Origin of the sequence: Sphingomonas sp. (genome assembly GCF_023266535.1) — a bacterium.
Taxonomy (GTDB): Bacteria; Pseudomonadota; Alphaproteobacteria; order Sphingomonadales; family Sphingomonadaceae; genus Sphingomicrobium.
Window position 1 is genome coordinate 1 of record NZ_JAHFPY010000024.1, and the last position, 25,970, is coordinate 25,970.

Annotated in this window: 28 protein-coding genes; 16 read left to right on the plus strand and 12 right to left on the minus strand. The window is 64.3% G+C overall.

Annotated features, from left to right (window positions below):
• The 8 genes from Q0C64_RS05330 to Q0C64_RS05365 all read right to left on the minus strand — a co-directional run.
• A partial coding sequence (locus Q0C64_RS05330; RefSeq protein WP_294121332.1) for a DUF2807 domain-containing protein occupies nucleotides 1-381 on the minus strand: 381 nt, incomplete at its 3' end.
• 154 nt (nucleotides 382-535) lie between these two features.
• A complete protein-coding gene (locus Q0C64_RS05335) occupies nucleotides 536-1,090 on the minus strand; it encodes a lipocalin family protein (RefSeq protein WP_294121333.1) in 555 nt (184 codons plus the stop codon).
• A 762-nt stretch (nucleotides 1,091-1,852) separates the two neighbouring features.
• Complete coding sequence (locus Q0C64_RS05340) at nucleotides 1,853-2,068, minus strand: DUF378 domain-containing protein (protein WP_294121334.1); 216 nt, start codon at nucleotides 2,066-2,068, stop codon at nucleotides 1,853-1,855.
• Nucleotides 2,069-2,113: 45 nt separating this feature from the next.
• On the minus strand, nucleotides 2,114-2,647 hold the full coding sequence (locus Q0C64_RS05345; protein WP_294121335.1) for a fasciclin domain-containing protein: 534 nt from the start codon (nucleotides 2,645-2,647) through the stop codon (nucleotides 2,114-2,116).
• A gap of 92 nt (nucleotides 2,648-2,739) precedes the next feature.
• Complete coding sequence (locus Q0C64_RS05350) at nucleotides 2,740-3,345, minus strand: PAS domain-containing protein (protein ID WP_294121336.1); 606 nt, start codon at nucleotides 3,343-3,345, stop codon at nucleotides 2,740-2,742.
• Between the two features lie 97 nt (nucleotides 3,346-3,442).
• Nucleotides 3,443-4,441, minus strand: a complete 999-nt coding sequence (locus Q0C64_RS05355) for a TerC family protein (RefSeq protein WP_294121337.1) — start codon at nucleotides 4,439-4,441, stop codon at nucleotides 3,443-3,445.
• A gap of 140 nt (nucleotides 4,442-4,581) precedes the next feature.
• Nucleotides 4,582-4,824 carry a zf-TFIIB domain-containing protein gene (locus tag Q0C64_RS05360; RefSeq protein WP_366004342.1) on the minus strand — a complete coding sequence of 81 codons (243 nt, stop codon included), beginning with the start codon at nucleotides 4,822-4,824 and terminating at the stop codon, nucleotides 4,582-4,584.
• A gap of 19 nt (nucleotides 4,825-4,843) precedes the next feature.
• Nucleotides 4,844-5,035 (minus strand): YdcH family protein, encoded by a 192-nt coding sequence (locus tag Q0C64_RS05365; protein WP_294121340.1) that lies wholly within the window; start codon nucleotides 5,033-5,035, stop codon nucleotides 4,844-4,846.
• A 475-nt stretch (nucleotides 5,036-5,510) separates the two neighbouring features.
• Between Q0C64_RS05365 and Q0C64_RS05370 the strand changes: the two genes are divergently transcribed.
• From Q0C64_RS05370 to ribH, 4 genes are all read left to right on the plus strand, one after another.
• On the plus strand, nucleotides 5,511-7,199 hold the full coding sequence (locus Q0C64_RS05370; protein WP_294121342.1) for an AMP-binding protein: 1,689 nt from the start codon (nucleotides 5,511-5,513) through the stop codon (nucleotides 7,197-7,199).
• A gap of 12 nt (nucleotides 7,200-7,211) precedes the next feature.
• Nucleotides 7,212-7,865: a glutathione S-transferase family protein gene (locus tag Q0C64_RS05375; protein ID WP_294121344.1), complete on the plus strand. Its 654-nt coding sequence runs from the start codon at nucleotides 7,212-7,214 to the stop codon at nucleotides 7,863-7,865.
• A 70-nt stretch (nucleotides 7,866-7,935) separates the two neighbouring features.
• Entirely contained in the window at nucleotides 7,936-9,222 is a 1,287-nt protein-coding gene (ribB, locus tag Q0C64_RS05380) for a 3,4-dihydroxy-2-butanone-4-phosphate synthase (protein ID WP_294121346.1), read from the plus strand.
• A gap of 1 nt (nucleotide 9,223) precedes the next feature.
• Complete coding sequence (gene ribH / locus Q0C64_RS05385; RefSeq protein WP_294121348.1) at nucleotides 9,224-9,643, plus strand: 6,7-dimethyl-8-ribityllumazine synthase; 420 nt, start codon at nucleotides 9,224-9,226, stop codon at nucleotides 9,641-9,643.
• A gap of 24 nt (nucleotides 9,644-9,667) precedes the next feature.
• Here the strand turns inward: ribH and Q0C64_RS05390 are convergent, their stop codons facing one another.
• On the minus strand, nucleotides 9,668-10,756 hold the full coding sequence (locus tag Q0C64_RS05390) for an alkene reductase (protein ID WP_294121350.1): 1,089 nt from the start codon (nucleotides 10,754-10,756) through the stop codon (nucleotides 9,668-9,670).
• Between the two features lie 171 nt (nucleotides 10,757-10,927).
• Between Q0C64_RS05390 and Q0C64_RS05395 the strand changes: the two genes are divergently transcribed.
• The 4 genes from Q0C64_RS05395 to ssb all read left to right on the plus strand — a co-directional run bounded on the left by Q0C64_RS05395 (nucleotide 10,928) and on the right by ssb (nucleotide 15,067).
• The gene (locus Q0C64_RS05395; protein WP_294121351.1) at nucleotides 10,928-11,830 is read left to right on the plus strand and encodes a DMT family transporter; all 903 of its coding nucleotides are present in this window, start codon (nucleotides 10,928-10,930) and stop codon (nucleotides 11,828-11,830) included.
• 7 nt (nucleotides 11,831-11,837) lie between these two features.
• On the plus strand, nucleotides 11,838-12,485 hold the full coding sequence (locus Q0C64_RS05400) for a COQ9 family protein (protein WP_294121353.1): 648 nt from the start codon (nucleotides 11,838-11,840) through the stop codon (nucleotides 12,483-12,485).
• A gap of 108 nt (nucleotides 12,486-12,593) precedes the next feature.
• Nucleotides 12,594-14,474, plus strand: a complete 1,881-nt coding sequence (locus Q0C64_RS05405) for a cytochrome c/FTR1 family iron permease (RefSeq protein ID WP_294121354.1) — start codon at nucleotides 12,594-12,596, stop codon at nucleotides 14,472-14,474.
• Between the two features lie 89 nt (nucleotides 14,475-14,563).
• Complete coding sequence (gene ssb / locus Q0C64_RS05410; RefSeq protein WP_294121356.1) at nucleotides 14,564-15,067, plus strand: single-stranded DNA-binding protein; 504 nt, start codon at nucleotides 14,564-14,566, stop codon at nucleotides 15,065-15,067.
• On the opposite strand, the gene Q0C64_RS05415 is transcribed toward ssb, so the two are convergent.
• Nucleotides 15,064-15,591, minus strand: a complete 528-nt coding sequence (locus Q0C64_RS05415; RefSeq protein ID WP_294121358.1) for a DUF177 domain-containing protein — start codon at nucleotides 15,589-15,591, stop codon at nucleotides 15,064-15,066. The two genes, ssb and Q0C64_RS05415, sit on opposite strands and share 4 nt — an antisense overlap.
• Nucleotides 15,588-16,103 (minus strand): ubiquinol-cytochrome C chaperone family protein, encoded by a 516-nt coding sequence (locus Q0C64_RS05420; protein ID WP_294121359.1) that lies wholly within the window; start codon nucleotides 16,101-16,103, stop codon nucleotides 15,588-15,590. The genes Q0C64_RS05415 and Q0C64_RS05420 overlap by 4 nt, the downstream gene beginning before the upstream one ends.
• A 104-nt stretch (nucleotides 16,104-16,207) precedes the next feature.
• Here Q0C64_RS05420 and bamE point away from each other — a divergent pair, with 104 nt between their 5' ends.
• From bamE to Q0C64_RS05435, 3 genes are read left to right on the plus strand one after another with little or no spacing between them, the layout of a single operon-like run.
• Complete coding sequence (gene bamE / locus Q0C64_RS05425) at nucleotides 16,208-16,660, plus strand: outer membrane protein assembly factor BamE (RefSeq protein WP_294121361.1); 453 nt, start codon at nucleotides 16,208-16,210, stop codon at nucleotides 16,658-16,660.
• A gap of 35 nt (nucleotides 16,661-16,695) precedes the next feature.
• Complete coding sequence (locus tag Q0C64_RS05430) at nucleotides 16,696-17,463, plus strand: tryptophan 2,3-dioxygenase family protein (RefSeq protein ID WP_294121363.1); 768 nt, start codon at nucleotides 16,696-16,698, stop codon at nucleotides 17,461-17,463.
• A gap of 13 nt (nucleotides 17,464-17,476) precedes the next feature.
• Nucleotides 17,477-18,640, plus strand: a complete 1,164-nt coding sequence (locus Q0C64_RS05435; protein ID WP_294121365.1) for an aminotransferase class V-fold PLP-dependent enzyme — start codon at nucleotides 17,477-17,479, stop codon at nucleotides 18,638-18,640.
• Here Q0C64_RS05435 and Q0C64_RS05440 read toward each other — a convergent pair.
• Nucleotides 18,637-19,254, minus strand: coding sequence for a TetR/AcrR family transcriptional regulator (locus Q0C64_RS05440; protein ID WP_294121379.1), 618 nt, complete (start codon nucleotides 19,252-19,254; stop codon nucleotides 18,637-18,639). The genes Q0C64_RS05435 and Q0C64_RS05440 overlap by 4 nt on opposite strands.
• A 158-nt stretch (nucleotides 19,255-19,412) precedes the next feature.
• Between Q0C64_RS05440 and Q0C64_RS05445 the strand changes: the two genes are divergently transcribed.
• The 5 genes from Q0C64_RS05445 to Q0C64_RS05465 form a co-directional block, all read left to right on the plus strand.
• The gene (locus Q0C64_RS05445) at nucleotides 19,413-21,710 is read left to right on the plus strand and encodes a TonB-dependent receptor (RefSeq protein WP_294121367.1); all 2,298 of its coding nucleotides are present in this window, start codon (nucleotides 19,413-19,415) and stop codon (nucleotides 21,708-21,710) included.
• A 53-nt stretch (nucleotides 21,711-21,763) separates the two neighbouring features.
• Nucleotides 21,764-22,642, plus strand: a complete 879-nt coding sequence (locus tag Q0C64_RS05450; RefSeq protein ID WP_294121369.1) for an alpha/beta hydrolase — start codon at nucleotides 21,764-21,766, stop codon at nucleotides 22,640-22,642.
• Nucleotides 22,643-22,662: 20 nt separating this feature from the next.
• Complete coding sequence (locus Q0C64_RS05455; protein WP_294121371.1) at nucleotides 22,663-23,928, plus strand: MFS transporter; 1,266 nt, start codon at nucleotides 22,663-22,665, stop codon at nucleotides 23,926-23,928.
• Between the two features lie 78 nt (nucleotides 23,929-24,006).
• Nucleotides 24,007-25,410 (plus strand): hypothetical protein, encoded by a 1,404-nt coding sequence (locus tag Q0C64_RS05460; protein WP_294121372.1) that lies wholly within the window; start codon nucleotides 24,007-24,009, stop codon nucleotides 25,408-25,410.
• Nucleotides 25,411-25,439: 29 nt separating this feature from the next.
• The coding region (locus Q0C64_RS05465) for a fasciclin domain-containing protein (protein ID WP_294121373.1) at nucleotides 25,440-25,970 on the plus strand (531 nt) is incomplete at its 3' end.

A 25,970-nucleotide genomic window follows, 5' to 3' on the forward strand; every position in this document is an offset into this window, starting at 1 on the left:
CTTGTCGACATTGACCCCGCCCGACCCGGCGATGGCCGCGCCATGCAGCGCCGCGGCGTTGACGGTGAACACCGCCTTGCCGTCGTGCCAGCCGAAATGGATGCCGCCGCGCTTCTTCGGGCGGATCTTGAGCACATTGTTCTCGACCACCACCTCGGTCTCGTCGAGCAAATTGGCGCCGCCCCTGGCGGTCACGCCCGGCGCTCCGCCGCTGACGACATTGACCTCATAGGAACCGGCCACTTCCAGCCGGTCGAACGCGCCGACCTGGTAGCTGCGGTCGACCTGCGGCCCGGCTTCGCGTTGCTCGGCCCTGGATCCGACATGGCAGGCGCCGGCCAGCAAGGCGATGGCGGCGGCGGTGACGAAGCGACGGTTCATTTGGTTCTCCATTAGGCGTATTGCATAGTTAATACACCAAAGCAGTAAGGATGCAAATGGAAAACGGGCGGCTGGGCTAATGACCGCTTTCGACCCATTCCGGCCATTAGCCACTGCATACGTTTGCGCACTGGTGGCTTCAATAGACGCTGCCTCAGGGTTGCTTAGTACGAAGAAGCATCGACGTGTCGTAACCGAGGCACTTCGCACGACCGATCAAGTTTTGGACCTCCGCCTCGGCCGGATTGGCTTCGCGGTGCAAGAGCCACAGGTAGCGCCCGGACGGCTCGCCCACGATGGACCAACGGTAGTTGTCGGCATGATCGAGTACCCAATAATCTCCGTAGAAGGGACCGAAGAAGCTGACTTTCAGCTTGGCCTTGGTTTGGCCGTCAACCACTTTGGCACGGCCGCGCGCCTCGCTCGACTTGCCGCCGGGCTTCCGGCACCGGTTGAGCACGTCGATGTTGCCATCCGCCCGGAGCGAATAATCCGCGGTGACTCCTTCGCACCCTTTCTGGAAACTTTGTTCGTAACGGGCAATTTCGTACCAGCGGCCGAGATATCTCTGCAGATCGACTGACTTACTGGGCTGAGGAACGGAACGGTTCCCGACTGGGTGCCGGGAAACAAGGGTCGAGCATGCCGCTAGGCCGGTGGCAGCCAGCCCAATCGCACCAAGGGTCAATAGTTTTAACGTCCGTTTCACCTCTGCCAAACGATAAAAATGATTGGTCGTTCCCGAATTAAGCCCGTGCTCGAGAATGTCCGCACTCCGCCCTTACGGGCCTCAAATGAGCCAGGGAGGCAAATGCAACGTCAAGCTGGCTCAAATACCGTAGTTCTTCGCATTCCGCGCGGCTGTATTCGATCGCCGTGCCGAGCCGTTACGCGTCAATCCGGCAATCGGTAATCGTGCTAGGACGTACAGACGTGCTGCGCCGAAACAGGAGAGGAAGCTGGTGTGGCCCGATACTTCTTCGATACGGATGATGGCAGTCCACTAAGAGACGATACTGGCGTAGAGCTTGCCAGTTTTGCCATGGCGCGCTGCGAGGCCATGGAGGCTGCCGGCAGAATGATGATCGATTCTGCGGCCGAACTTAGAGACGACAAGACATGGCAACTGTTCGTGCGGGATGAGGATGGACACACGCGTTACTGGATTACGGTTATCACAACGGAGCCGGTGTCCTCGCGGAAGTTGTCCAGTGCCTTGCAACTTTTGCAGCATGTAGGAGCAGGTGGCCCAAAGAGGACAGCGTAGCACAAACGCCCCCCACCAGTATGGCCGCGATGGCCGCGATGGCCGCATTCCACCCATTGATGCCTTGCTAGACCCTTGAAGATTTACACGCGAAAACCAGACTTTTGCCGCCGGCCGACTGTTCGCTTTCTACGCATTGCGAACATTCTACTGCTCTGCCTTCGACGCTCCCGGCCCCAAGGGAGCGTCGAGCCATCCGCTAAATTACGCGCGAACGGCGGCCATGCGGCGGTCGCCGCCGAACATCGGGATCAGCTGCCACAAGGCGGACAGGCCAACTAGCGAGTAGACCAGCCGGCTAAGCATGCTCATCTCGCCGAAGAGTGTGGCAACCAGATCAAAGTTGAGCAGGCCGACCAGGCCCCAGTTGAGGCCGCCGACGGCCAGCAGCAGCAGGGTAATTTTATTGACAGCAGTCATTGGAAAACTCCTGGGTTTGGGGAGAAGCTGCCGGCGAGGACGCCGTCACATGGGCAGAGACACTGCGTCCGTTACGTGAATGACCCCATTCGACTGTATGAGGTCGACGTCAGTGACCTGAGCCGTCCCGCCCGCGGCATCAGTGATCAGGACCGAGCTTCCGGAAAGGCTTGCGGTCAGGGTTCCGCCCTGGACGGTAGTCAGCTTGGCCTTGCCGCCATTGTCCTGGATCAGCTTGACCAGCTGGCCCGCGGTCACTTTTCCAGGCACCACATGGTAGGTCAGCACGGAGCGCAGCTTTTCACGATTGGCGGGCTGCAGCAGCGTGTCGACGGTGCCGGCCGGAAGCTTACTGAAGGCGGCATCGGTCGGGGCGAAGATGGTGAACGGTCCGCCGCTCGCGAGCGTGTCGACCAGTCCGGCGGCTTTCAGCGCGGCGACCAGCGTTTCATGATCTTTCGATTGCACGGCGGCGGCGACGATGTTGCCTTTGTTGCCGCTGCCTGCGGAGGCCGCGGCGGGGAGGATGGCGAGCGCCGCGGCGGCGGCGGCGGCCAGCATTTTGGAGGTGTCGATCATTGGATAAACTCCTGTCTCATCTTCCCTATTGGAAGTTGCGGCAGGATTTAGGAGCCTGGGCTGGCGGTCACCATACGGCCTTTGGGCTGCATCTACAGGCCCGCCTCGACCGCGATGCGGATGGCGTCAGCCGAGGTGGCGACGCCGAGCTGCTCTAGAAGCAACGCGCGGTGCATCTTGACCGTCTTCTCGCTGATCTTGAGCTCCCAGGCGATCTGCTTGTTGAGCAGCCCACGGGCCATGTGCTCTAGCACCCGGCGGCGGCGGTCCGGCAGCCCCTTGACCGACGACACGGCGCGGGCGCGGCGGGCGTCGAAGCTGGCTGGGGCGTCGGTGCCGAGGTCGACCTGCGAGCCAAGGAACCAGGCCAGGTCGCCTTCCTCGTCGAACAAAGGGGTGACCAGGACCGCATTGCGGAACGGACTGCCGTCGCTGCGGTAGTTCAAGATGTCGACCAGCACGGGCCGGCGGGAGCCGATCGCGGCGCAAATGCGGTCAGTTATCCACGGCTCCGTGAGTTCGCCGGCGAGAAAGCGGCAGTTGCGGCCGATGATCTCGCTTTCAGCATAGCCGGTCAGTTCGCAAAAGACAGGATTGGCCACCTCAAGGGGGTTGTCGGCCCGGCGCGGATTGCTGATGACCGTGGCGATCGGGCTCAGCCCGACGCTTTCTAATAATCGCTCGTCCCCAACACGCATGCGCTAAAGGTACTCGCTTGTCGGCCCGGGCGCGATAGGCCGCTGCTGCCAAGCTGGACCGGGGCTGAAGCTCCCCGGTCCAACATTGGTCTGGCTTTCAATTCCGCGCAGCAACCGGCCAGTCCGACTTTGGACGACCGCCCGTCTTCCACAAGGAATAGCCGACACCAGCTGCGAGAATAGCGAACGTGATCGACAGCGAAATGGCCGGCGGGATCTTGGCCAGGCCGAGCGCGTCGGCAACGAAGATCTTCGAGCCGATGAACACCAGCAATACCGCCAGCGCATATTTGAGATAATGGAAGCGGTGCACCATCGCGGCCAGCGCGAAATAGAGGGCGCGTAGGCCAAGGATGGCGAAGATGTTCGACGTATAGACGATGAACGGGTCGGTGGTGATGGCGAAGATTGCCGGGACCGAATCGACCGCAAACACCACGTCGAAGACCTCCACCATCGCCAGAGAAAGGAACAGCGGCGTTATGAACCAGCGGGCTCGCCCATCCCCTTCCACTCTCTGCCGCAACCAGAAGCGGTTTCCGTGAAGCTGCTCGGTGACATTGAAGTGCCGCCGGACCAAGCGAAGCACCGGGTTGCCGGCCACGTCATATTCCCGGTCCGCAAAGACCCACATCTTAATACCGGTGGCGATCAGGAATGCGGCGAAGACGTAGAGCACCCAGCCGAACTGGCTGACGATGGTCGCGCCGAGCGCGATCATGAGCGCACGCAATACTATGACGCCGAGAATACCCCAGAACAGTACGCGGTGCTGATACTCGCGGGGAACGGCGAAGTAGGTGAAGATCATGGCGATGACGAACACATTGTCCATCGCCAGGCTCTTCTCGATCACGAAGCCGGTGACATAGTTCATGCCCGCCGTGGGGCCCATGTACCACCAGACCCAACCGCCGAAGGCGAGACCGAGAGCGATGTAAAAGGCCGACATCAGCAAGCTTTCGCGCGCCCCGATCTCTCGCTGCTTGCGATGCAGTACCCCGAGGTCGAGCACGAGCAGGGCGGCAACGATCCCAAAGAATCCAAGCCACATCCACAGCGGCTTGCCGAGCCAGTCCAAGAACAAGAAATCCATCACTTGTCCCTTTGCATTGGCGCTCTGGATAGAGAGCGCTCCCGTCCGACATCACGTCCGCTGTCGCGGCCGCCAGAGGGGCCCGGATGGGTGTGAGGAAGATGGCGACCGCCAGAATCGCCGGCGGCCGCGCTTGTCAGTCAGTCGAACAGCTCCTCGAGGAAGCTTTTGCGCCGCTTGTGTCGCCCGTGGGCATGCGGTTGACTGTACCGATCATCATGACTGGCCCATTGTTGTTGTGGCGGCGCGTGCTGGCTTGACGGCTGGGCGGCCGCCTGCTGGCCGGGGCTGGGCTCGATGATCTTATCCAGCTCGCCCCGGTCCAGCCACACGCCGCGGCAGTTCGGGCAATAATCGATCTCGATTCCCTGGCGCTCGGCCATGGTCAGCGTTGAGCTGCAGTTAGGGCATTGCATGGCGAACCCTCCTGGCCGATCGGAAGGTGAAGCGATTGATGAGGTCCTTGACCCTTAGCTTCAGCTTCTTGAGCCGCATTACCCGGAACGGGTCCCGTCCGGGTCGGCGCTGCTCCAATTCCAACAGCCGGTCGATTCGCTGGTGCTTTTCGATCAGCCGGTACAAACGCGGATGCATCTGTCATCTCCTCTTTGTTCAAACCGAAGTTCGATCGGAGACCCGGAAGCTGATTGTGGAGGGGGTGGGGACCGCCCGCCGAACGCACCGGATCATCCGATGCGGTCCGACATCACGAGTGCCTGGTGGCACCCGCCAGAGGGGCCCGGTCCGCACGTGACATATATTTGCGAGGTCGACGTAATTCAATACGGGCTAAAGCCCGTGCTCAATGGGCGTAATGGCAAATCGCCGGCAAACGGGCCAGCGACGCAGTACAACATTATCACTGAAAAAGCGCGGCTTTAGCAGACGTTGACCACTTTCGACCGCCGCCAATTGCTGCTGGGTCGAACGATGAAATCCCTCTCCCCGGCCGGGGAGAGGGATTTTGAGAATGTCCGCTTTCCACCCATTGTGGACATTAGAATTCAACGCATAGTCGCTGGCATTTCCGTCGGCGTGAGGGCATCCTGAGACCTCGACGGAGGCGAATATGCTGAGTCATTTCAAGGGATTGCCCGGCGCTCCGCTGGTTGAGCACACCATCGGCCAGGCGCTGGTCAATGCCGCCGCGCAATGGGGCGACAGGGAAGCGCTGGTCTCGGTCCACCAGGATGTGCGCCTGACCTGGGCACAATTGCTGGAACAGAGCGACCGGCTGGCGAGCAATCTGATCGCGCTGGGGCTCCAGACTGGCGACCGCATCGGCATCTGGTCGCCCAATTGCGCCGAATGGGTGCTGACCCAGTTCGCCGCCGCCCGCGCCGGCCTGATCCTGGTGACGATCAATCCCGCCTACCGGCCGCGCGAGGCCGAATATACGTTCAACAAAGTCGGCGTTCGCGCGCTGGTCGCGGCCGAGCGGTTCAAGAGCAGCGACTATCTTGCCATGGTCGAGGAGTTGGCACCGGAGCTTGCCAGCTCGGAGCCCGGGCAATTGAAGTCGGCCAAGCTGCCGACGCTGGAAATGGCCATCAAGCTGGGCAGCGCGCCGCGCCCGGGCTGGATCAATTTCGACGAGCTGGCGGCGCGCGCCGTGAGCGGCGACGAGCTGGCCCGCCGGGCGCAGACCCTAAGCGCCTATGATGCGATCAACATCCAGTTCACCAGCGGCACCACCGGCATGCCCAAGGGCGCGACCCTGTCGCACCACAATATCCTCAACAACGGCTATTTCGTCGGCGCGGCGCAGGATTTCACCGCCGACGACCGGCTGTGCATCCCGGTGCCGCTCTATCACTGCTTCGGGATGGTGATGGGGGTCCTCGCCTGCCTCACCCATGGCGCGGCGATGGTCTTCCCGGACGACGGCTTCGAGCCGGAAGCGGTGCTGAAGGCGATCGAGCAGGAACGCTGCACCGCGCTTTATGGCGTCCCGACCATGTTCATCGCCGAACTGTCGGAGCCCGACTTCGACAAATATGATCTCTCCTCGCTCCGCACCGGGATCATGGCCGGCGCCTGCTGCCCCGAACCGGTGATGCGCGAAGTGATCGAGCGGATGCACATGCGCGACGTCACGATCGGCTATGGCATGACAGAAACCAGCCCGATCAGCTTCCAGACCGACGCAGACGATCCGCTGGAGAAGCGCGTCGAGACGGTCGGCCGCGTCCAGCCGCATCTCGAGTGCAAGCTGGTCGACGAAAGTGGCAATGTCGTGCCCATCGGAACGCCGGGCGAGCTTTGCACCAAGGGCTATTCGGTGATGATCGGTTATTGGGACAACCCGCAAAAGACCGCCGAGGCGATCGACGCCGACGGCTATATGCACAGCGGCGACCTGGCGACGTTCGACGAGCAGGGCTTTGGCGCGATCGTCGGTCGGATCAAGGACATGATCATCCGCGGCGGCGAGAACATCTACCCGCGCGAGATCGAGGAATATCTGCTCGAACATCCCAAGATCGAGGATGTCGCTGTGGTCGGTCTTCCGCATGAGAAATATGGCGAGGAAGTGTGCGCCTGGATCCGGCTGGAGTCCGGCGAGCAAATGACAGAGGAGGAGCTGCGCGGATTCTGCAAGGACCAGATCGCCCATTACAAAATCCCGCGATACGTCCGCTTCGTCGATTCCTTCCCGATGACGGTGACCGGCAAGGTCCAGAAATATCTCATCCGCGACCAGATGGTCGCTGAGATGCAGCAGGAGCAGACCATCCATGTGCCGAGCCCGGCCTAGCGTGAGCTTCGCATGACCCCGACGATCACCGCCTTTGAGAAATCGCCCGACGGCGGACGCGGGCTGGCGCGGGATTTCCCGGTGCGCTGGGCGTTCGAGGAAGTTGGCCAGCCTTATGATGTCCGGCTCGTGCCATGGGCCGAGATGAAGCAGCCGGCACACCTCGCGCTGCAGCCGTTCGGGCAGATTCCAACCTATGAGGATGGCGATCTCGCCATGTTCGAATCCGGCGCGATCATCCTGCACATCGCCGAGCGGCATGCGGGGTTGTTGCCGCAGGACCCCGATGCGCGGGCCCGGGCGATATGCTGGATGTTCGCCGCCAAGTGCACGGTCGAACCGGTGATCGTCGAGAATGAGGTCGCGAAATTCCTGGAAGGCGACAAGAGCTGGAGCGCCGAACGCAAGCCGCTGATCGACGGCCGCATCCGCGACCGGTTGAGGCAGCTGTCAGCGCGGCTCGGGGATGCCGAATGGCTGGACGGTGCGTTCAGCGCCGGCGACCTGTTGATGATCAATGTGCTGCGGCGGCCCGGCGGGAGGGCCATCGCCGGGGAGCTCCCCAATCTCGCCGCATATATTTCGCGGGGCGAGGCACGGCCTGCGTTCAAGCGGGCGTTTGAGGCGCAGCTGGCGGTGTTCGAGGCGGCAACGACCAGCGCATAATGTGATTTTTGAACAATCGATGATTGATTTCGTCTAGATTATCACATTTCCGTGTGATAGCGGCGGCGCCATGTCCACTACCCTGATCGACAAGCTGACCGCCCTGGTCGACTCCGGCGAGGCCAGCCGCAGCGGGCTGGCGCGCGCCGCCGGCCTCCACCCCAATTCGCTTCGCAAGCTCGGCTCGACCGACTGGAACCCTACTGCCGACACGCTGGTAAGGCTCGAAAAGCTGCTCGACGGCGGCGTCCAGGACGTGCTGGTCGGGGCCGAGGCGATCATCGACGAAGCGCGCAACGGCCGCATGTTCATCCTGGTCGACGACGACGACCGGGAAAATGAGGGCGACCTGGTCATCCCGGCGCAAATGGCGACCCCCGACGCGATCAACTTCATGGCCCGGCACGGCCGCGGCCTGATCTGCCTGGCGCTCGGCAAGGAGCGGGTCGACCAGCTTGGCCTGGCGCCGATGGCGCGGGTCAACGGCACCAAGATGGAGACCGCCTTCACCGTGTCGATCGAGGCGCGCGACGGAGTGACCACCGGGATCAGCGCCGCCGACCGGGCGCGGACGATTGCCGTGGCGATCGACGCCGCCAACGGCCCGGACGCAATCGTTTCGCCAGGCCATGTCTTCCCGCTGGTGGCGCGGCCGGGCGGTGTACTGGTGCGCGCGGGGCATACCGAGGCCGCGGTCGATGTCGCTAGGCTCGCTGGGCTCAACCCGAGCGGCGTGATCTGCGAGATCATGCGCGAGGACGGGACCATGGCCCGGCTCGACGATCTGATGGAATTCGCCAAGATCCATGGCCTCAAGATCGGCACGATCCGCGATTTGATCGCCTACCGGCTGAAGAAGGACCATATGGTCGAGCGGGTCGCCGAGACCCGTTTCACCTCGGCCGGCGGGGCGAGCTGGACCGCGCAGGTGTTCCGCGACAAGGCCAGCGGCGAGGAGCAGCTGGCGCTGGTCCATGGCGGGATCGAGCCGGGCACGCCGACTTTGGTCCGGATGCATTCGATCGACCTGTTCGCCGATGTGCTGGGCGAGCCGTCGCAACGCGCCGGGCTGCTGCACGGGGCGATGGCGATGATCGAACAGGAAGGCGCCGGCGTGGTCGTCGCGCTGCACGCCGCGGCGCCAGGATCACTCAGCATCGCCACCAATTTGCGCGAGGGCCGCCCGGCCGAAGGCGGGCAGGCGTTGAGGGCCTATGGCATCGGCGCGCAGATCCTGGCCGCGCTCGGCATTCACGACATGATCCTGCTGTCGAACACGCGCCATGCGCCGGTCGGCCTCAGCGCCTATGGGCTGGCGATCGTCGAGGAACGCTGTATCGCCGGCGGAGACTGCTGAAATGGCGCATGTGCTGATCGCCGAGGCGCGCTTCTACGCCCATTTGAATGACATGCTGCTCGCCGGCGCGCGCGGCGCGATCGAGGCGGCGGGTCATACGCACGAGACGATCATGGTGCCGGGCGCGCTGGAGCTGCCCGGAGCGATCGCGCTGGCCGCGGAGAGCGAGAAGTATGACGCCTTCGTTGCGCTGGGCGTGGTGATCCGCGGCGAGACCTATCATTTCGAGATCGTCGCCGGGGAGAGCGCGCGCGGCCTGTTGGCGCTGACCATGGACGGAATTGCCGTGGGCAACGGCATTTTGACCGTCGAGAATGAGGCGCAGGCGATCGTTCGCGCCGATCCCAACCAGGCCAACAAGGGCGGCGGCGGCGCCGAAGCCGCTTTGGCACTGATGGCGTTGCGCGAACGCTTCAGCTAGCCGCCCGCCGCACCTCGCTCCCGGTCAGGCGGCGACCCGTTCGGTCAGGAACGGATAGTCGACATAACCTTCTGCTCCGCCGAAGTAGAAGGATTTCTGGTCGCCAGTATTGAGCGGTGCATCGAGCGCGATCCGCGTAACCAGGTCGGGATTGGCAATGAACAGCCGGCCGATGCTGACCGCGTCGGCGGTGCCGGCCTGGATCCGCACGCGCGCATCGGCCCAGTCATGGTCGCTGTTGATGACGATCTTGCCCGAATAATGAGGCCGCATCGCCGGGCTGACCGGTGCGGTCGGGATCGAACCTGACGAGGTGGGCTTGTAGGGCTCGCGAAGCTCGATCCACGGCACCTGCAATTCCTCGAGCAGCCTGGCGAGCTCGGTGTAAAGCGCGACCGGTTCCGAATCCTCGACACCCTGGACGAGGATGTTGGGCGAAAAGCGGATGCCGACCCGGTCCATGCCGATCGCGCCGCCGACGGCTTCCAGCACCCGGCGGACGAAGCGCAGCCGGTTGGCGATCGATCCGCCATAGTCATCGTCGCGGAAGTTGGCGGAATCGCGCAGGAACTGGTCGACCAGATAGCCATTGGCGCCATGGATCTGGACGCCGTCGAAGCCGGCTTCGATCGCGTTGCGGGCAGCCGTCGCATAATCGTCGAGGATGCGGTCGATATCGGCTTGGGTCAGGGCCCGCGCCTGCTCATAGGGCTTCTTGCCCTCATAAGTATGGGCGAAATCGGGCGCAGTGGTGGCCGAGGCCGAAACCGGCTGGCCTCCGCCGAGATCGGAATGGACCACCCGGCCCATGTGCCACAGCTGGGCGACGATCCGCCCGCCTTCCTTGTGGACGGCGGCGGCAACCTTCTTCCAGCCGTCGACCTGGTCGCGGTTCCATAGGCCGGGCGCATCGGGCCAGCCAAGGCCTTCGCGGCTAATGCCGGTAGCCTCGGAAATGATCAGGCCGGCGCCGGCGCGCTGGGCATAGTAACGGGCCATCAAATCGTTCGGCACGCCTTCGCGCCCAGCGCGGGCACGGGTCAACGGAGCCATCAAGATACGGTTGGGAAGTATGATCGCACCAAGCTGGAGCGGGGTGAACAGACTGGACATCTAGATCCTTTCCACGGCATCGCGCCTTCCCCTGCGACTTGCCTGTGAAAATATGGATGGGGCGAAACGCATTCAATTGGGGAACTTGGCTACCATCCCATAAATCCAGCTTATGCCCGAAAGCGCGCTTGCCGCTTCCGTCCTGGCCGCAATCACCCTAGGAGCGGATGAGTGACCCAGCGCAAGTCCGAACCCCTGGCCTTCGCCGCCCTGCTGATCGGCAACCTCGCGCTTGCCGGCGGTCCGTTCCTGGTGCGCCACAGCGGGGTCGGGCCGGTCGCCGCCGGCTTCTGGCGGCTGGCGCTGGCGCTGCCCTTCCTGTTCGCGATCGCCTGGATCTTTCGTCAGCCGGTGCATCTGCCGCGCCGGAAGCTGACCATAGCGATCGCGGTGGCGGGCTTTTTCTTCGCCGCTGACCTCGCCAGCTGGCACGCCGGGATCCTGCTGACCAAGCTCGGCAATGCGACCCTGTTCGGCAATGTTTCGAGCTTCTTCTTCGCCGCCTGGGGCCTGTGGCTGGCGCGCAAATGGCCGTCGACGTTGCAGGCAATGGCGCTGTCGCTGGCGGCGGCGGGATGCGGGCTGCTGATGTGGGGCAGCGCCGAATTGTCGGCAGCGCATCTCAAGGGCGACCTGCTCGCCGCCTTGGCCGGCCTGCTCTACACCGGCTATTTGATCCTGGTTGAACGCACGCGGGGCAAGCTCGAACCGCTGCCCTTGCTGTTCCTCGCTAGCCTGTTCGGGTCGCTGTTCCTGCTGCCGGCCGCGCTGGCGGCGGGCGAGCAGGTCATTCCGGCCGACTGGACCGGCCTGTTCGCGCTGGCCTTGTGCAGCCAGGTGATCGGCCAGGGGCTGCTGGTCTATGCGCTCGGCCATGTCCCGCCGCTGGTAGTCGGGGTGGCGATGCTGACCCAGCCGGCGCTGTCGTCGCTGCTCGGCTGGATTTACTATGGCGAAGCCTTCACCGGCCGCGACTGGACCGGCGCGGTGATGATCGTCGTGGCGCTGATCCTGGTGCGGATGAGAGAGCGCGGCGCCGCACGCTTGCATGAGCCCGAGGTTGCGCCCAGTTAGGCGCACCATGGCGACTCCCTTGGAAGCGATACGTCTCAAGCTGGCGCTGACGGTTGGCGAGAATGCCGCGTTCGACGGCTGGACCCATAAGGCTGTCGACAGCGCTGCCGACCAACTGGGCATCGATCCGGCGCAGGCGCGGCTGGCCTTTCCCAAGCAACCGGCCGAGATGGTCGACGCCTATTTCCAGGGCGTTGATGCGGCGATGGCGGCGCATTTCACGCCCGAGCGGATTGCGGCGATGAAAGTCCGCGACCGGATTCGCGCCCAGGCCTGGTTCCGGCTGGAGACGATGGCCCCGGCGCGCGAGGCGGTGCGGACCGGCCTGTCGATCCTTGCCATGCCGCAGAATCTGGCGCTGGCCGCCAAAATCGGCTGGCGCAGCGCCGATCTGATGTGGCGCGTCGCCGGCGACACGGCGACCGATTACAACCATTATTCGAAGCGGCTGATCCTGTCGGGCGTCTATGGCTCGACCCTGCTCGCCTGGCTCGACGACCAGAGCGAGGGCTGGATGGAGAGTGGGGCCTTCCTCGACCGGCGGCTGGCCGGGGTGATGCGGTTCGAAAAATGGAAGGCAGCGTGGCGCGGCAACGACCTCTACCGGCCGAGCCTGACGCGCTTTCTGGGACGGCTCCGCTACCCGGCGCGCTAATCCGTAATCGTTATTGATAATCAGTCGCATCTATCATATCCCGCTGCCATGACAGCGTTCAGGACGGTGGCCGGACAGATCCGGTTCTTGATAATTGCGGCCCTTGCCATGGCATGGACGCCGGCACTCGCCCAGCAGGCCGATGTCCAGACGTGCTGGCGGCTACTCGACTATCTCGCAGTCGATTATTCGGGCGCCGTTTCCGATCGCGGCCAGATCGTCAGCGCCCCAGAATATGCCGAGATGAAGGAATTTTCGGCGACGGCCGCGAAGACCATCGCCGCCCTGCCGGACAAGCCGCAAAAGGCCGCGCTCAATTCCGATGCCGACCGTCTCCAGGCCGCGATCGACCGCAAGGCGCCGCCCGCCGAGGTAGCCGGTATTGCCAGATCGCTGGGCCAGGCATTGCTGGCGGCATATCCGGTGCCGCTGGCGCCGGCGCGGGCGCCCGACCTCAAGCGCGGGGGCGAATTGTTCCGGGAGAATTGCTCCAGCTGCCATGGCCTGACCGGAGCCGCCGATACGCCCCAGGCCAAGCAGCTCGACCCGCCGCCCGTCGCCTTCAGCGACAAGGCGCGCGCCGACCAGCGCAGCCCCTTCGCCCTCTACCAGGTCATCAGCCAGGGCCTCGAGGGGACGGCCATGGCCAGCTTTGACAGCTTGTCGCCCGACGACCGGTGGGCGCTGGCTTATTATGCCAGCCGCTTCGCCTATCCCGACAAATTGATCGAGCAAGGCAAGGCAGTGTGGGAAAGTGACGCGAATCTTCGCCAGCGCGTCCCGGACCTGAAGACGCTGAGCGGGCTGACCGAGGCGGCGCTGGCCCGCGATATCGGCGCGGAGCGGGCAACGGCTGTGCTGGCCTATTTGCGCTCGCAGCCACAAGCAGTGATCTCGTCCAATTCGACCCTGGCGCTGGCCAAGCAGCGCCTGCAGGAAAGCCTGATTGCCTATCAGGCCGGCGACCGCGCCCGCGCGAAATCGCTGGCACTGTCGGCCTATCTCGACGGGTTCGAGCCGGTCGAGGCAGCGCTCAGTGTCCGCAACGGCGCGCTGATGGCGGACGTCGAACGCGGCATGGGCGAGCTTCGCGCCGCGATTGATCGTGGCGAAAGCGCTGACGCGGTCGCCGAGCGGGTGAGTGCGCTCGATGCGAAATTCGGCGAGGTCGAGACGGCGCTGTCGCCCGACCGGGGCAGTGCCGCGTCAACCTTTGTCGGCGCCGCGACGATCCTGCTGCGCGAAGGCCTCGAGGCGCTGCTGATCGTGATCGCCATGCTGGCCTTCCTGCGGAAGGGCGATCGCGCCGAAATGACCCGCCCGGTTCACTATGGCTGGGTCGGCGCACTGGCCGCCGGGGTCCTGACCTGGTGGGCGGCGACCGAATTGATCACCGTCAGCGGGGCGACGCGCGAGCTGACCGAGGGGCTCGGCTCGGTGCTGGCGGCGGTGGTGCTGCTGTTTGTCGGCATCTGGATGCACGGCAAGGCCCAGGCCAATGAATGGCAACGCTATATCCGCGAGAAGCTGAGCGGCGCGGTGACCAGCGGCTCGGCGTGGTTCCTGTTCCTGCTCTCGTTCATCGCCGTCTATCGCGAAATCTTCGAGACGATCCTGTTCTACGTGGCACTGGCCGCGGAAGGGAATATCGGCGCGCTGGTCGGCGGCGCGCTGTTCGGGGCGGCGGTGCTGGCGGCGATTGCCGTCGCCATGCTCAGGTTCAGCCAGCGATTGCCGATCGCCAAATTCTTCGCCTTCAGCTCCGCGCTGGTGGCGGTGCTCGCGGTGGTGCTGGCCGGCAAGGGCATTGCCGCGCTGCAGGAAGCCGGACTGATCGGCGTATCGCCGCTGAACGAAGTGCCGCGCATCACAATGCTGGGGCTGTTCCCGACCGTCCAGGTCGTCGCGGCGCAGCTCATCACGCTGCTGATCCTGCTCGCCGGCTTCGCCTGGAACCGGCGTCGGGCAGCGACGACGGCCGCCGCCTGAATTCAATGAAAAAACGTGTCGGGCAGCCGCTTGCTACCCGCCGGAACGCGTCCTAACGCTATCCTCAATAAGCGAATGAGGAGAGCGACATGGCGGGCGTGAACAAGGTGATTTTGGTCGGCAATCTGGGCGCCGATCCGGAGGCCCGCTCGCTCAACAATGGCGGCGAAGTGGTCAACATGCGGGTCGCCACGTCGGAGAGCTGGAAGGACCGCGACGGCAACCGCCAGGAGCGGACCGAGTGGCACAATGTGGTGATCTTCAACGAGAACCTCGGCCGGGTCGCCAAGAGCTATTTGAAGAAGGGCAGCAAAGTCTATTTGGAAGGCCAGATCCAGACCCGCAAATGGACCGACCAGTCGGGCAACGACCGCTACACGACCGAAATCGTCTTGCAGCGGTTCCGCGGCGAGCTGGTGCTGCTCGACAGCCGTGAGGGTTCGGGCGGCGGCTACGGCGGCGGTGGCAGCAGCAGCCAAGGCGACGATGATTTCGGCGGTGGCGGATCGGCCTTCGGCAGCGGGTCCAAGTCGCAGCAGCGCCCGCAGCCAGCGTCGTTCGACACCGACCTGGATGACGACGTGCCGTTCTAGGGTCCGTTGCCCCCTAGCTTTTCCTTGAGCGCGGCCAGCGCCGCGAACGGCCCGGCCTCTTGCTCACTCAGCACACCGGCTTCCTTCAAGGCGGCGTCGGCCCCGGCGCTGCGCGGATAGGGATCGAGCGCAAGCGCCAGCGAATCGACGATGGCACTACCTAGCTCGATCGCCGAGCCGTCGTGGAACATGGTGTCGAGCTCGTCCGCGCCGAGCTCAACCTCATCGTCGGCCTTGCCGGCCCGCGGCTCGGGCACGAACGAAATGTCGAACGCCTCGTCGACCAGGCCTGGAACCGGCTCGCCCGTCGCGACGCAGCTTTGGTCGAGCGACGCCTTGATCCGGCCGGTGGCGCGAATCTTTTCTCCGTCGCGAGCGAGCACCGCGTGGGCTTCGAGCCGGTCGAGGCAGAGCAGGCCGAGGCGGCCGGCGATGGCCGCGCACTCGGCCTCGTTGGCGCTAAGGTCGAGCCGGTCGCCGTCGCGGATCTGGTCGAGCGGCAGGCGCTGGTCGAAATCGCTCAATTGACCCGGCCCTCGATCACGTCGCGGTCATCGAACCCGCTGAGGCCCTCGTTGAACCGGCGCAGTGCCTCGCTGGAAAAGGTCGTCGCTGCCTCGGCCAGCGGCGGATCGTCGCGGTAGATGCTGAAGCGGACCGCGTCGGCCCAGTCCATCTCGCCACTGCGCGTCCGCCGCCACCAGTCGACCCGAGTCGCCAGCGCCCCGACCAGCAGGCGGACCTGCTTGCCGAGCGACGGGTCGCCGAACCCTTCCTCGCGCATCTGGGCGTCCATGTCGGCGATGAAGCTTTCGGTCAGCGCGACCGAATGGCGCACCGCTTCCTCGTCGCCGTCCTCGAGGCGCAGGATAGCCAGCGCGGCCAGCGTCGAAAGGACCGCAAATCGGCCATCCATCGAATCCTCGACCGCGCCTTCCCGGTACCAGGCCGGGCGGCGGGCCTCGGCGACAATGGCATGGTAAAGCGCTCCGGCGTCGGCCCCTTTCGGACGCAACATCGCCATCAATGAGCGCATCACCATTCTCCTTTTGCCGACAGCGGCTTGCGCGAGCCCTGCCCTACCGCATATTGAGCCTCGGCGCGCCAGTGAACAAGCGCGATCCAACGGAGATGGTTTAGATGGTAAAGCGCAGCGTCGCAGCAATTATCGGCCTCGGAATTGCGCTCAGTGCCTGCACCGGGATCCGCGAGCATAAGGGGTTCGTGATCGACCCGACGCTGGCCGAAGGCATCCAGGCCGGGGTCGACAACCGCGAATCCGTGCTGAAGACGATGGGCCGCCCGACCTTCACCGGCCAGTTCGACCCCAACGAATGGTATTATGTGTCGCGCGACACCACCCAGTTGGCGTTCCGCGATCCCAAGGTGATGCAGCAGTCGGTGCTCCGCGTGCAGTTCGACAGCGCCGGCAACGTCACCAATGTCCAGCGGACCGGCAAGGAAACGATCGCCAAGGTCGATCCTTCCGGCGACAAGACTCCGACGCTGGGTCGTGACAAGAGCTTTTTCCAGGAGCTGTTCGGCAATATCGGCACCATCAGCCAGCCGGGCCTGCCGGGTTCCAAGCAATAGTTGCTCGAATAAGGGTCGCGGCTTAACGGTCGGTCATGACCGCGACACCCGCCGGCATGACCTATGCCGATTACCTCCAGCTCGACACATTGCTGTCGGCCCAGCAGCCGCTTTCCGGGCTGCACGACGAGATGCTGTTTATCGTCATCCACCAGACCAAAGAGCTGTGGATGAAGCAGATGTTGCACGAGCTGAGGCTGGCGATCTCGCTGCTGGAAGCCGGCAGACTGGGCGAGGCGTCCAAGGCAATGGCGCGGATCAAGCGGATCCAGGCAGTAATGACCCTGTCGTGGGACGTGCTGTCGACCCTGACGCCGGTCGACTATCTGAAATTCAGGGATGTGCTGGGCACGTCGTCGGGTTTCCAGTCTGCGCAGTTCCGCGAAATCGAGTTCCGGCTCGGCCTCAAGGAACCCAATTTCGTCAATCATTATCCGGAAGGCAGCGACGAGCGGGCGCGGCTGGAGCGGGCGCTGGCCGAACCGAGTCTCCGCGAGGCGGCGATGGGCGCGCTGGAGCGGGCCGGGTTCGACCTTCAGGACAGGGCGCTGCCGGCACTGACCGCGGCCTGGCTCGAGGTCTACCGCGATGCCGACCGCTGGTTCGACCTTTACGAGCTGGCCGAAAAGCTGGTCGATATCGACGATGCGCTGGCCGCCTGGCGGCACAAGCATGTGCTGACGGTCGAGCGGATCATCGGCAACAAGCCGGGGACCGGCGGATCGGCCGGAGCGCCCTACCTTCGCGCGACGCTGGAGAAGCGGGTATTCCCGGAACTGTGGGCGCTTAGGACAGAGTTGTGAGGGGTTTGGGGCTTTGAGTTTCAAGCCGCTGTTCACCAAGAGCCTGGGTGCCGCGCCGGAGCGGCTGCATTTTGCCGCGCACAGCCACCATTTATGGCCCGATGCCAGCTTCGAGGGCCAGGTCGAATGCTGGGAAGACGCCGCGGCCCGCGCCGACCATAAGTGGGACAAGGTGATGGACCACATCTGGCCCGAGGCGCAGGGCCAGGTGGCGGGCGAGCTGGGCAGTGGCGATGCTTCCGCGATCGTCTTTGCCTCCAACACGCATGATTTCCTGATCCGTCTGGTCGCGGCCTGTCCGCGACAGGGCAGCGCGCTCAGGGTGCTGACCAGCGACGGTGAATTCCATAGCGCGCGGCGCCAGTTCGCACGCTGGGCCGAGACCGGCGAAATCGAGCTGACCCGGGTCCCGGCCGAGCCGTTCGATGATTTCTCAGAGCGGTTCCTGGCGGCGGCCGAAAGCGGCGGGCACGAGCTGATCCTGGTTAGCCAGGTCTTGTTCAACAACGGCCGGCTGTTCGACCGGGTTGCCGAGCTGGCGTCGTTGGCCCGCCCCGAGGGACCTTGGATAGTGATCGACAGCTACCATGCTTTCATGGCGATCGAGGCGCCGATCAACCTGCAGATTGCGTCTCGTGCCTTCGTGCTGGGCGGTGGCTATAAATATGCCATGGCCGGCGAAGGCATGGGGTTCATGCATTGCCCGCCCGGGTTCGGCGAGCGCCCGCCGATCACCGGCTGGTTCGCCGAGTTTGGCGAACTGACCGCGCCGCCGGGCAGCAGCGTCGGCTATACCAGGGACGCGATGCGCTTCATGGGCGCGACCTTCGATCCGTCGGCATTGTATCGCTTCACCGCCATCCAGCGGATGCTCCGGGAGAATGGCATTACCACCGCCCGGGTAGCGGCGCGGGTTGCCAAGCTCCAGGCGCAATTTCTGGACGGCATCGCCGGCAGCCCATTGGGCGAGGCCGAGCAGCTGAACCCGCTCGACGGCGGGCCGCATGCCCGCTTCCTGGCGTTCCGCGATCCGCGCGCGCAGCGCTGGTGCGCCGATTTGAACGCGCAGCAAATCGTCACCGACGTGCGCGGCGATGTACTGCGGATCGGCTTCGCGCTTTACCATGACGAAGAGGATGTTGCCGCACTGGTTGGTGCGGCCCGGCGGCTGGCCTAGCGTTCGAGACCCCGGCGCAGCATTTCATTGCCATGCGCGGCGACCAATTCCGGGTCCTGCCGACCCCAAACGCCAAAGCGCAGCCCCAGGAACACGTTCATGCCCATGATCGCCCAGGCGCGGACCTCGGTCGCCAGCGGTCCGTCGTCGCGCATCTGGCCCTTGGCCACCGCCTCCTCAAGCCTGGTGGCGATGCGGGCGGCGGCCGTTTCATAATGGGTGCGGAAGCCGGCGGGATCGACGAACTCGGCTTCGTCGATGATCCGGTAGACCTCTTTATGGTCGAACACGAACCTAAGGTAGGACGCCAGCGCGCGCCGTTCGCGGTCAATCTCGTCGGGCGCTCCCTCGATGTCGGGAGCGACATGGTCGCGGACCTGGCGCGACATGTCGCGGACCAGCGCGGCGAACACCGCCTCCTTGCTGTCGAAGTAGGTGTAGAAGGTGCCAAGCGCGACCTTGGCCCGGCCGGTAATGCCGACGATCGAGCTGTCGTGGAAACCGCGCTGGCCGAATTCGAGCAGGGCAGCGTCGAGAATCTTGCGCAGCGTCTTCTCGCCGCGCGCGGTGCGAGGCGCCTTGCCCTTGCTGGCCTGAGAGATTGTCCGCACCACGGAACCATCCGCTACCGCCGCGAGGCCGCGCTTGTCCACACTTCCCCCCATAAGAACGAGTTTATCACATAAGTTGAAACCCGGTTCAACTTTCATTATGGTCGCACCAAGGCCATCAGATCGGGGCACCCGGCGGGCTACAAAACGGAGGGGAATCAATGTCATATCGCACCACAACCGCGATTCGCGCCATGCTGCTGGCGGGAGTCGCAACCGTCTCGCTGCCGAATAGCGCGTTGGCTCAGAAACAGCCGGTCCAGGAGAAGCAGGCCGCCCCGGCCGCCAGCCCGGCCGCATCGGCGGACGATGAAACGATTGTCGTGACCGCCCGCCGCACCGAGGAAAATGTGCAACGGGTCCCGGGGGCAATTTCGGCCTTTTCGGAGAAGAGCCTCGACCGGATCCAGGCGACCGATACGACCGGCCTGCAGGGCGCGGTTCCCAACCTCAACATCGTCCAGGGCCGCGGCTCGTCCAACGCCACCAACATCTTCATCCGCGGCATCGGCCAGCCGGACGCGCTGCAGACCTTCGATCCCGCGGTCGGCGTCTATGTCGACGATGTCTATCTATCCCGCATCCGCGGCAACCAGCTCGACCTGCTCGACGTCGAGCGGATCGAAGTGCTGCGCGGCCCGCAAGGCACGCTCTATGGCAAGAACACGATCGGCGGCGCGATCAAATTCGTCTCGCGCAAGCCGGGCCAGGAACTGCGCGCCACCGGCAGCGTCGCCTACGGCTCCTACGACCAGCTGGAATTCAAGGGTGCGCTGTCCGGGCCATTCACCGATAAATTCGCCGCCGGCATTGCGGTCATGCGCTCCAAGCGCGACGGCTATGTCGAGGATTCGGCCGACGATCGCGAATATACTGACAAGGACAGCATCGGCGCCCGCGCGGCCTTTGCCTTTACGCCGTCATCCGCCTTTCGCGTCGACCTGACCGCCGACTACAGCCATGACGATGCGGCGCTCAACGTCGGCCGTCCGGTCAATAATCTGACCACTTTCTCCGGCGGCGTGCTGGTTGTCACCGACCCGGTCGGGTCGGGCAAATATCACTGGAAGGGCCGCACCACGCCGGGCCTGCCCAATTCGACCGAGCTCAAGCATTATGGCTTCGCGGGTACCGCAGCGCTCGACGTTACCGACAAGCTGACCCTCAAGTCGATTACCGCCTACCGCCGGCTGAATACCGACGACTTTGTCGACATCGACGCCACCCAATATGAGGTTGGCGACGTGTTCGTCGGGGTGAACCAGAAGCAGTTCAGCCAGGAATTCCAGGCAACTTACACCGGCGACAAGCTCAACGCGGTATTCGGCCTCTACTATCTCAACGAGGACATGAAATCGCACCAGGAGGCCTATGCCGACGACCTCCTCGGCCCGGCCTTCTTCAACAGCGGCTTTCTCCGTACCGTCGACGACCAGCTCAATACCAAGAGCTATGCCGCCTACGGCAACGCCAGCTACGAAATTGTGCCGAACGTGCGGCTGTCGGCGGGCCTTCGCTATACGAAGGAAACCAAGGATTATTTCCGCACCACCAGCACCTTCTTCTCGTTGCTGCCGGCGTTCAATGCGACCTATGCCTTCGGCCCGCCCAAGGGGAAATGGTCGGACTGGTCGCCGATGGCCAGCGTCGACTGGCAGGTCAATCCGTCGACCATGGTCTATCTGCGCGCCGCCAAGGGCTTCAAGTCGGGCGGGTTCAACGGCCGCGCCAATTCGGTATCGGAATCGACCGAATATGACCCCGAAACCGTCTGGTCCTATGAAGCCGGCTTCAAGACCACCGTGGCCAGCCAGCTGCGGCTCAATGGTGCCATCTTCACCGGCAGCTACAAGGATTTCCAGGCCCGCGTTTCCGGCCTGGACGATGACCCGGTCACCGGCCTGCCCCAGCCCAAGCTGTCGGTGCTGAACGCCGGCAAGCTCAGGATTCGCGGCGCCGAACTCGAAGCGGCATGGACTCCGATCGACCGGCTGTTGATCGACGGACAGCTGGGCTATCTCGATGCCGAATATAAGGAATTCGACGATGCCCGGTTCACCAACTTCGGCGGCAGCCGCGCGTTCCAGACGCCGGCGTTCGCGCCCAAGTGGACCTTGCGCCTGGGCAGTCAATATGGGTTCGACCTCGGCGGGTCGGGCAGCATTACCGTCGGCGCCCAGACTCGTTACAAGTCGCGGACAGCCTTGGCTGTGGATAATACCCTCACCAATACCGACATCGAAGTCGAAGGCCTGTTCCAGGACGGCTACTGGGTCCACGATGCCCGGATCGTCTATGAAACCGAAGACAAGCATTTCGCGCTAGGGCTTTATGGCAACAACCTGAGCAAGCGCGCCTACAAGACCGATGCCCAGGAGTTCTCGTCGGTCGGCAGCATCCGGACCGTTTACTACGGGGCGCCGCGCACCTTCACGCTGCGCTTCACGGCACGTTACTGAGCGGGGATGGGGGCGGACGTCGGGCGGGGGCCCGGCGCCCGCCCCGCACGGCCATGGCCAACCCCATCCCCTTCCAGGAATATCGCTGGACGTCGCGTGATGGCCTTAGCCTTTACGCGCGCACCTATTCGCCGCCCGGCGGCGAGCAGGGCCTGCCGGTCATCTGCCTGCACGGGCTGACCCGCAATTCGAAGGATTTCGAGGACATCGCTCCGGTCATTGCCGGCTGGGGACGGCGGGTAATCGCCGCCGATGTGCGCGGGCGGGGCCAGTCGGATCGCGATCCCAATCCCGACCATTACCAGCCGAAAATCTACGCCCGCGACGTGGTCGAGATGATGAAGGCGCTGGGCATCGATCGAGCCGTGTTCATCGGCACGTCGATGGGCGGGATCATCACCATGATGATGATGGCGGTAAAGCCCAAGGCGGTCGCCGCCGCCATCCTCAACGACACCGGCCCGATGATTGCGCCGGAAGGAATTGCGAGAATCCTCACCTATGCCGGCCAGCCGGTGACGATTGGCGACTGGAGCGACGCCGCCGGCTATGTCCGCAAGACCAATGCCGTCGCCTTCGCCCATTATGGCGACGAGGATTGGCACCGCTTCGCCCAGCGCACCTTCCGCCAGGGAGAGAATGGGCCGGAACTGGATTACGACCCGGCGATCAAGGGCGTCATCAGCAAGCCGGTGCCCAAGCTGGCACTATGGCTGACCGGTCTCCTGTTCCGGCGGCTGGCGCGGAAGCGGCCGACATTGCTGGTTCGAGGCGGCATGTCCGACCTCATCACCGCCGACATCGCCAGCAAGATGCAGCGCATGGCGCCCAAGATGCGGCGGGTCGATGTGCCGGGCATCGGCCATGCGCCGATGCTGACCGAGCCAGAAGCGGTTGACGCGGTCCAGCAGTTCCTGCGAACGGTGCCCTGACCAGATCGAGAGGGTGGGGCATGACTGACCAGCAGGGCGCGGCCCCACCAGCGAGGGCCAATATTGTGCTGGCCCTGCTGTTGCTCGCCTACATCTTCAATTTCCTCGACCGGACGATCCTCAACATCCTTGCCGGCTCGATCATCGCCGATTTGAAGCTGACCGATACCGAGTTCGGGCTGATCACCGGCCTCGCCTTCGCCATTCTCTATTCGGTGCTGGGCGTGCCGCTGGCGCTGATTGCCGATAGGACAAGACGGAGCTGGGTGATCGCCGGGTCGCTGGCCGTGTGGAGTGGCTTTACCGCCCTCTGCGGCACCGCCGCCAGCTTCGGACAATTGTTCCTCTACCGCCTCGGCGTCGGGGTCGGCGAAGCCGGCGGGGTGGCGCCTTCCTATGCGCTGATCGCCGATTACTTCCCGCCGCAGCGGCGGGCGCGGGCGCTGGCGATCTTCTCGCTCGGCATCCCGCTCGGCCTGGCCGGAGGGACGCTGATCGGCGCCTATCTCGCATCCTGGATCAACTGGCGCGCCGCCTTCCTTACCATGGGCATTGCCGGCGTGTTGCTGGCGCCGGTCATGCTGCTCGTGGTGCGCGACCTGCCCCGCCCGGCGGGGGCTCAGGAGATTCGCGAACCGCTGGCCCGAACGTTTCCGATCCTCGCCCGCAAGCCGACTTTCTGGCTGATGGCGTTCGCCGCCTCGTGCAGCTCGCTGGCTGGTTACGGCCTCGCCGCCTGGGTGCCCTCGGTGCTCGAGCGCAGTTTCGGCTTCAGCCTGATCGAGCGCGGCCATTTCCTCGCCTCGGTGTTCCTGGTCGGCGGAACCACGGGCGTGTTCATGGGCGGCTGGCTGGCCGACCGGCTGGGGCAAGCCGACAAGCGCTGGTACGCCAGGCTGCCGGCAATCGCCTGGCTGATTACCGCGCCGATGTTCGCCATCGGCCTGATGACGCCCGACCCGTGGCTGGCCTGGCCGCTTCTGCTGGTGCCCAATGCGCTCAATATCCTCTGGCTCGGCCCAGTCACCACCGCCGTCCAGCATCTGGTGGCGCGGCCGATGCGCTCGACCGCGTCGGCCAGCTTCCTCCTCATCAACAATCTCATCGGGCTGGGCGTCGGACCGACCCTGATCGGAGCCCTTTCGGAACTGTTCAAGGACCGTTACGGTAGCGAAGCGTTGCGTTATGCAGCCGTCAGCGTGGTCGGTTTCTATCTGGTTGCGGCCCTGCTGATGTTGCTGGCGGTCCGGCGGCTGCGCCAGGATTGGGTCGACGACCAAGGCTAGGTGAGAGTCCGAACGTCGGTTAAACGAAGGAACGAGCTGCTTTTTTGGCCGTTTGAAGGCTCAAGAAGGAGAGATTCCATGATGAAATGGATGCTTGCCGCCGGCGCGGCCGCGCTGGCAATCGCCTCGCCCGCCAGCGCTGACAAGGGCGGGCACGGCGGGAAGGGCCAGGGTGGCCAACAGGGCCAGAATGACCGCGGTGACGGTGGCGGCGGTGGCCAGCGGGAAGGCAAGTCCCACGGCGGCGGCGGCGACCGCCAGTACAGCTATGGCGGTGGTGGCGGCGGCGGGAACCGCGAATATCGAAGCGGCAAGGACCATGGCGGCAACCAGGGCCAGCAGCAGATGCGCTACGTCCAGGAGGACAATGGCCGTGGCCACGGCCAAGGCAAAGATCGTGGCTATTCCGAGAACCGCCAGGGCGACAAGCATCAGGGCAACCAGGGCAATCGCCAGGCTCGCTACGAAAACCGCCAAGGTGACAATCACCAGGGGAATCAGGGCAACGGCCGCGTCCGGTTCGAGAATCGCGGCGACAATGATGTCCGCGAGGCCCGCTTCGACAATGGCGGCAAGCATGGCCGCGACTTTGCCGACGTTTCCGGCAACAAGATCTTCAAGGTGCGCGACGTCGACGGCGGTGTCGTGCGCTACCGCGATGTCGACCGCGACGAGCTATTCGGCCGCCGCCTCGGCTATGGCGTCGGCGGCTGTCCGCCGGGCCTCGCCAAGAAGGGCAATGGCTGCATGCCCCCAGGCCAGGCGGCGAAATACATCGGCCAGCCGCTGCTCGCGGCGGCGCGTTATGGCGCGCTGGAGCCGCTACCGAGGTCGTTCGGCGGCCTCTATTATGACAATGACGACTATTATTATCGCTACGGTGGCGGCTACCTCTACCGGGTCGACCGCGACCGCGACCTGATCGACGGACTGATCCCGCTGTTCGGCGCGGCGCTACTGGGGCAGCCGCTTCAGGCGAGCTACATCAACCCCTATTATCAGCCGTCCTACTACAACGCCTTCTACCCGAATTCGCCGTATGACTGCCACCAATATGGCTACGGCTATGTGTATGAGACGGACTGCATGACCGGCATGGTCGAGGATGTCATCCCGACCTACGACTATGGCTATGGCATCGGGCAGATCATGCCTGCCAGCTACAGCTATTATAATGTGCCCTATGCCTACCGGAGCTATTACGTCGACGACGACGATTATTATTACCGCTACGCTCCGGGCGCGATTTACCGGGTCGACCGCGACACCGCGCTGATCTCGGCGGTGGTGTCGCTGCTGACCGGCGGTGTCAGCGTCGGTCAGCCGCTGCCGACTGGCTATAGCGCCTACAATGTGCCGATGGCGTACCGGTCGACCTATTACGATACGCCGGACGTCTGGTACCGCTATGACAATGGCTACATCTACGCGGTCGATCCGGGCACCCAGCTGGTGCGCAACATCGCTTACGCCATCATCTAGGCCGGCAGGTCACAAAGGAGATTTTTGACATGAACAAGAGCGCATATTCGCTCGCCCTGGCCGGTGCCGTGCTGGTCCTGGCGGGCTGCAACGGCCAGAGCCAGGCCCAAAAGGACGAAGCGTCCAAGGGGGTCGAAGCGGTCAAGCAGGCCGGCGACAAGACCATCGCCGCCGGGCTCGACCAGAACGGCAGCTTCTTCAAGGCGGCCAAGGCGGCCGGCCTCGACGCCACCCTCGCCGGGCCAGGCCCCTATACCGTCATCGTCCCCGACGACGCCGCCTTCGCCAAGCTGCCCGAGGGCGAGTTCGATAGCTGGCTCAAGCCCGAATCCCGCAACGAACTGACCCGCGTGATGACCTATCACATCCTGCCGGGCACGGTTTTGGCGGCGGACATTGGCAAGGCGATCGACGACGGCAAGGGCAAGGCCGTGCTGGCGACGATGGGCGGCGGCACGCTGACCGCGAGCCGCGAAGGCGACAAGATCGTCCTGACTGATGGCGACGGCCACAAGGCGACCATGGCGGGCACCGACGAAACGCTGGCCAACGGCGTGATT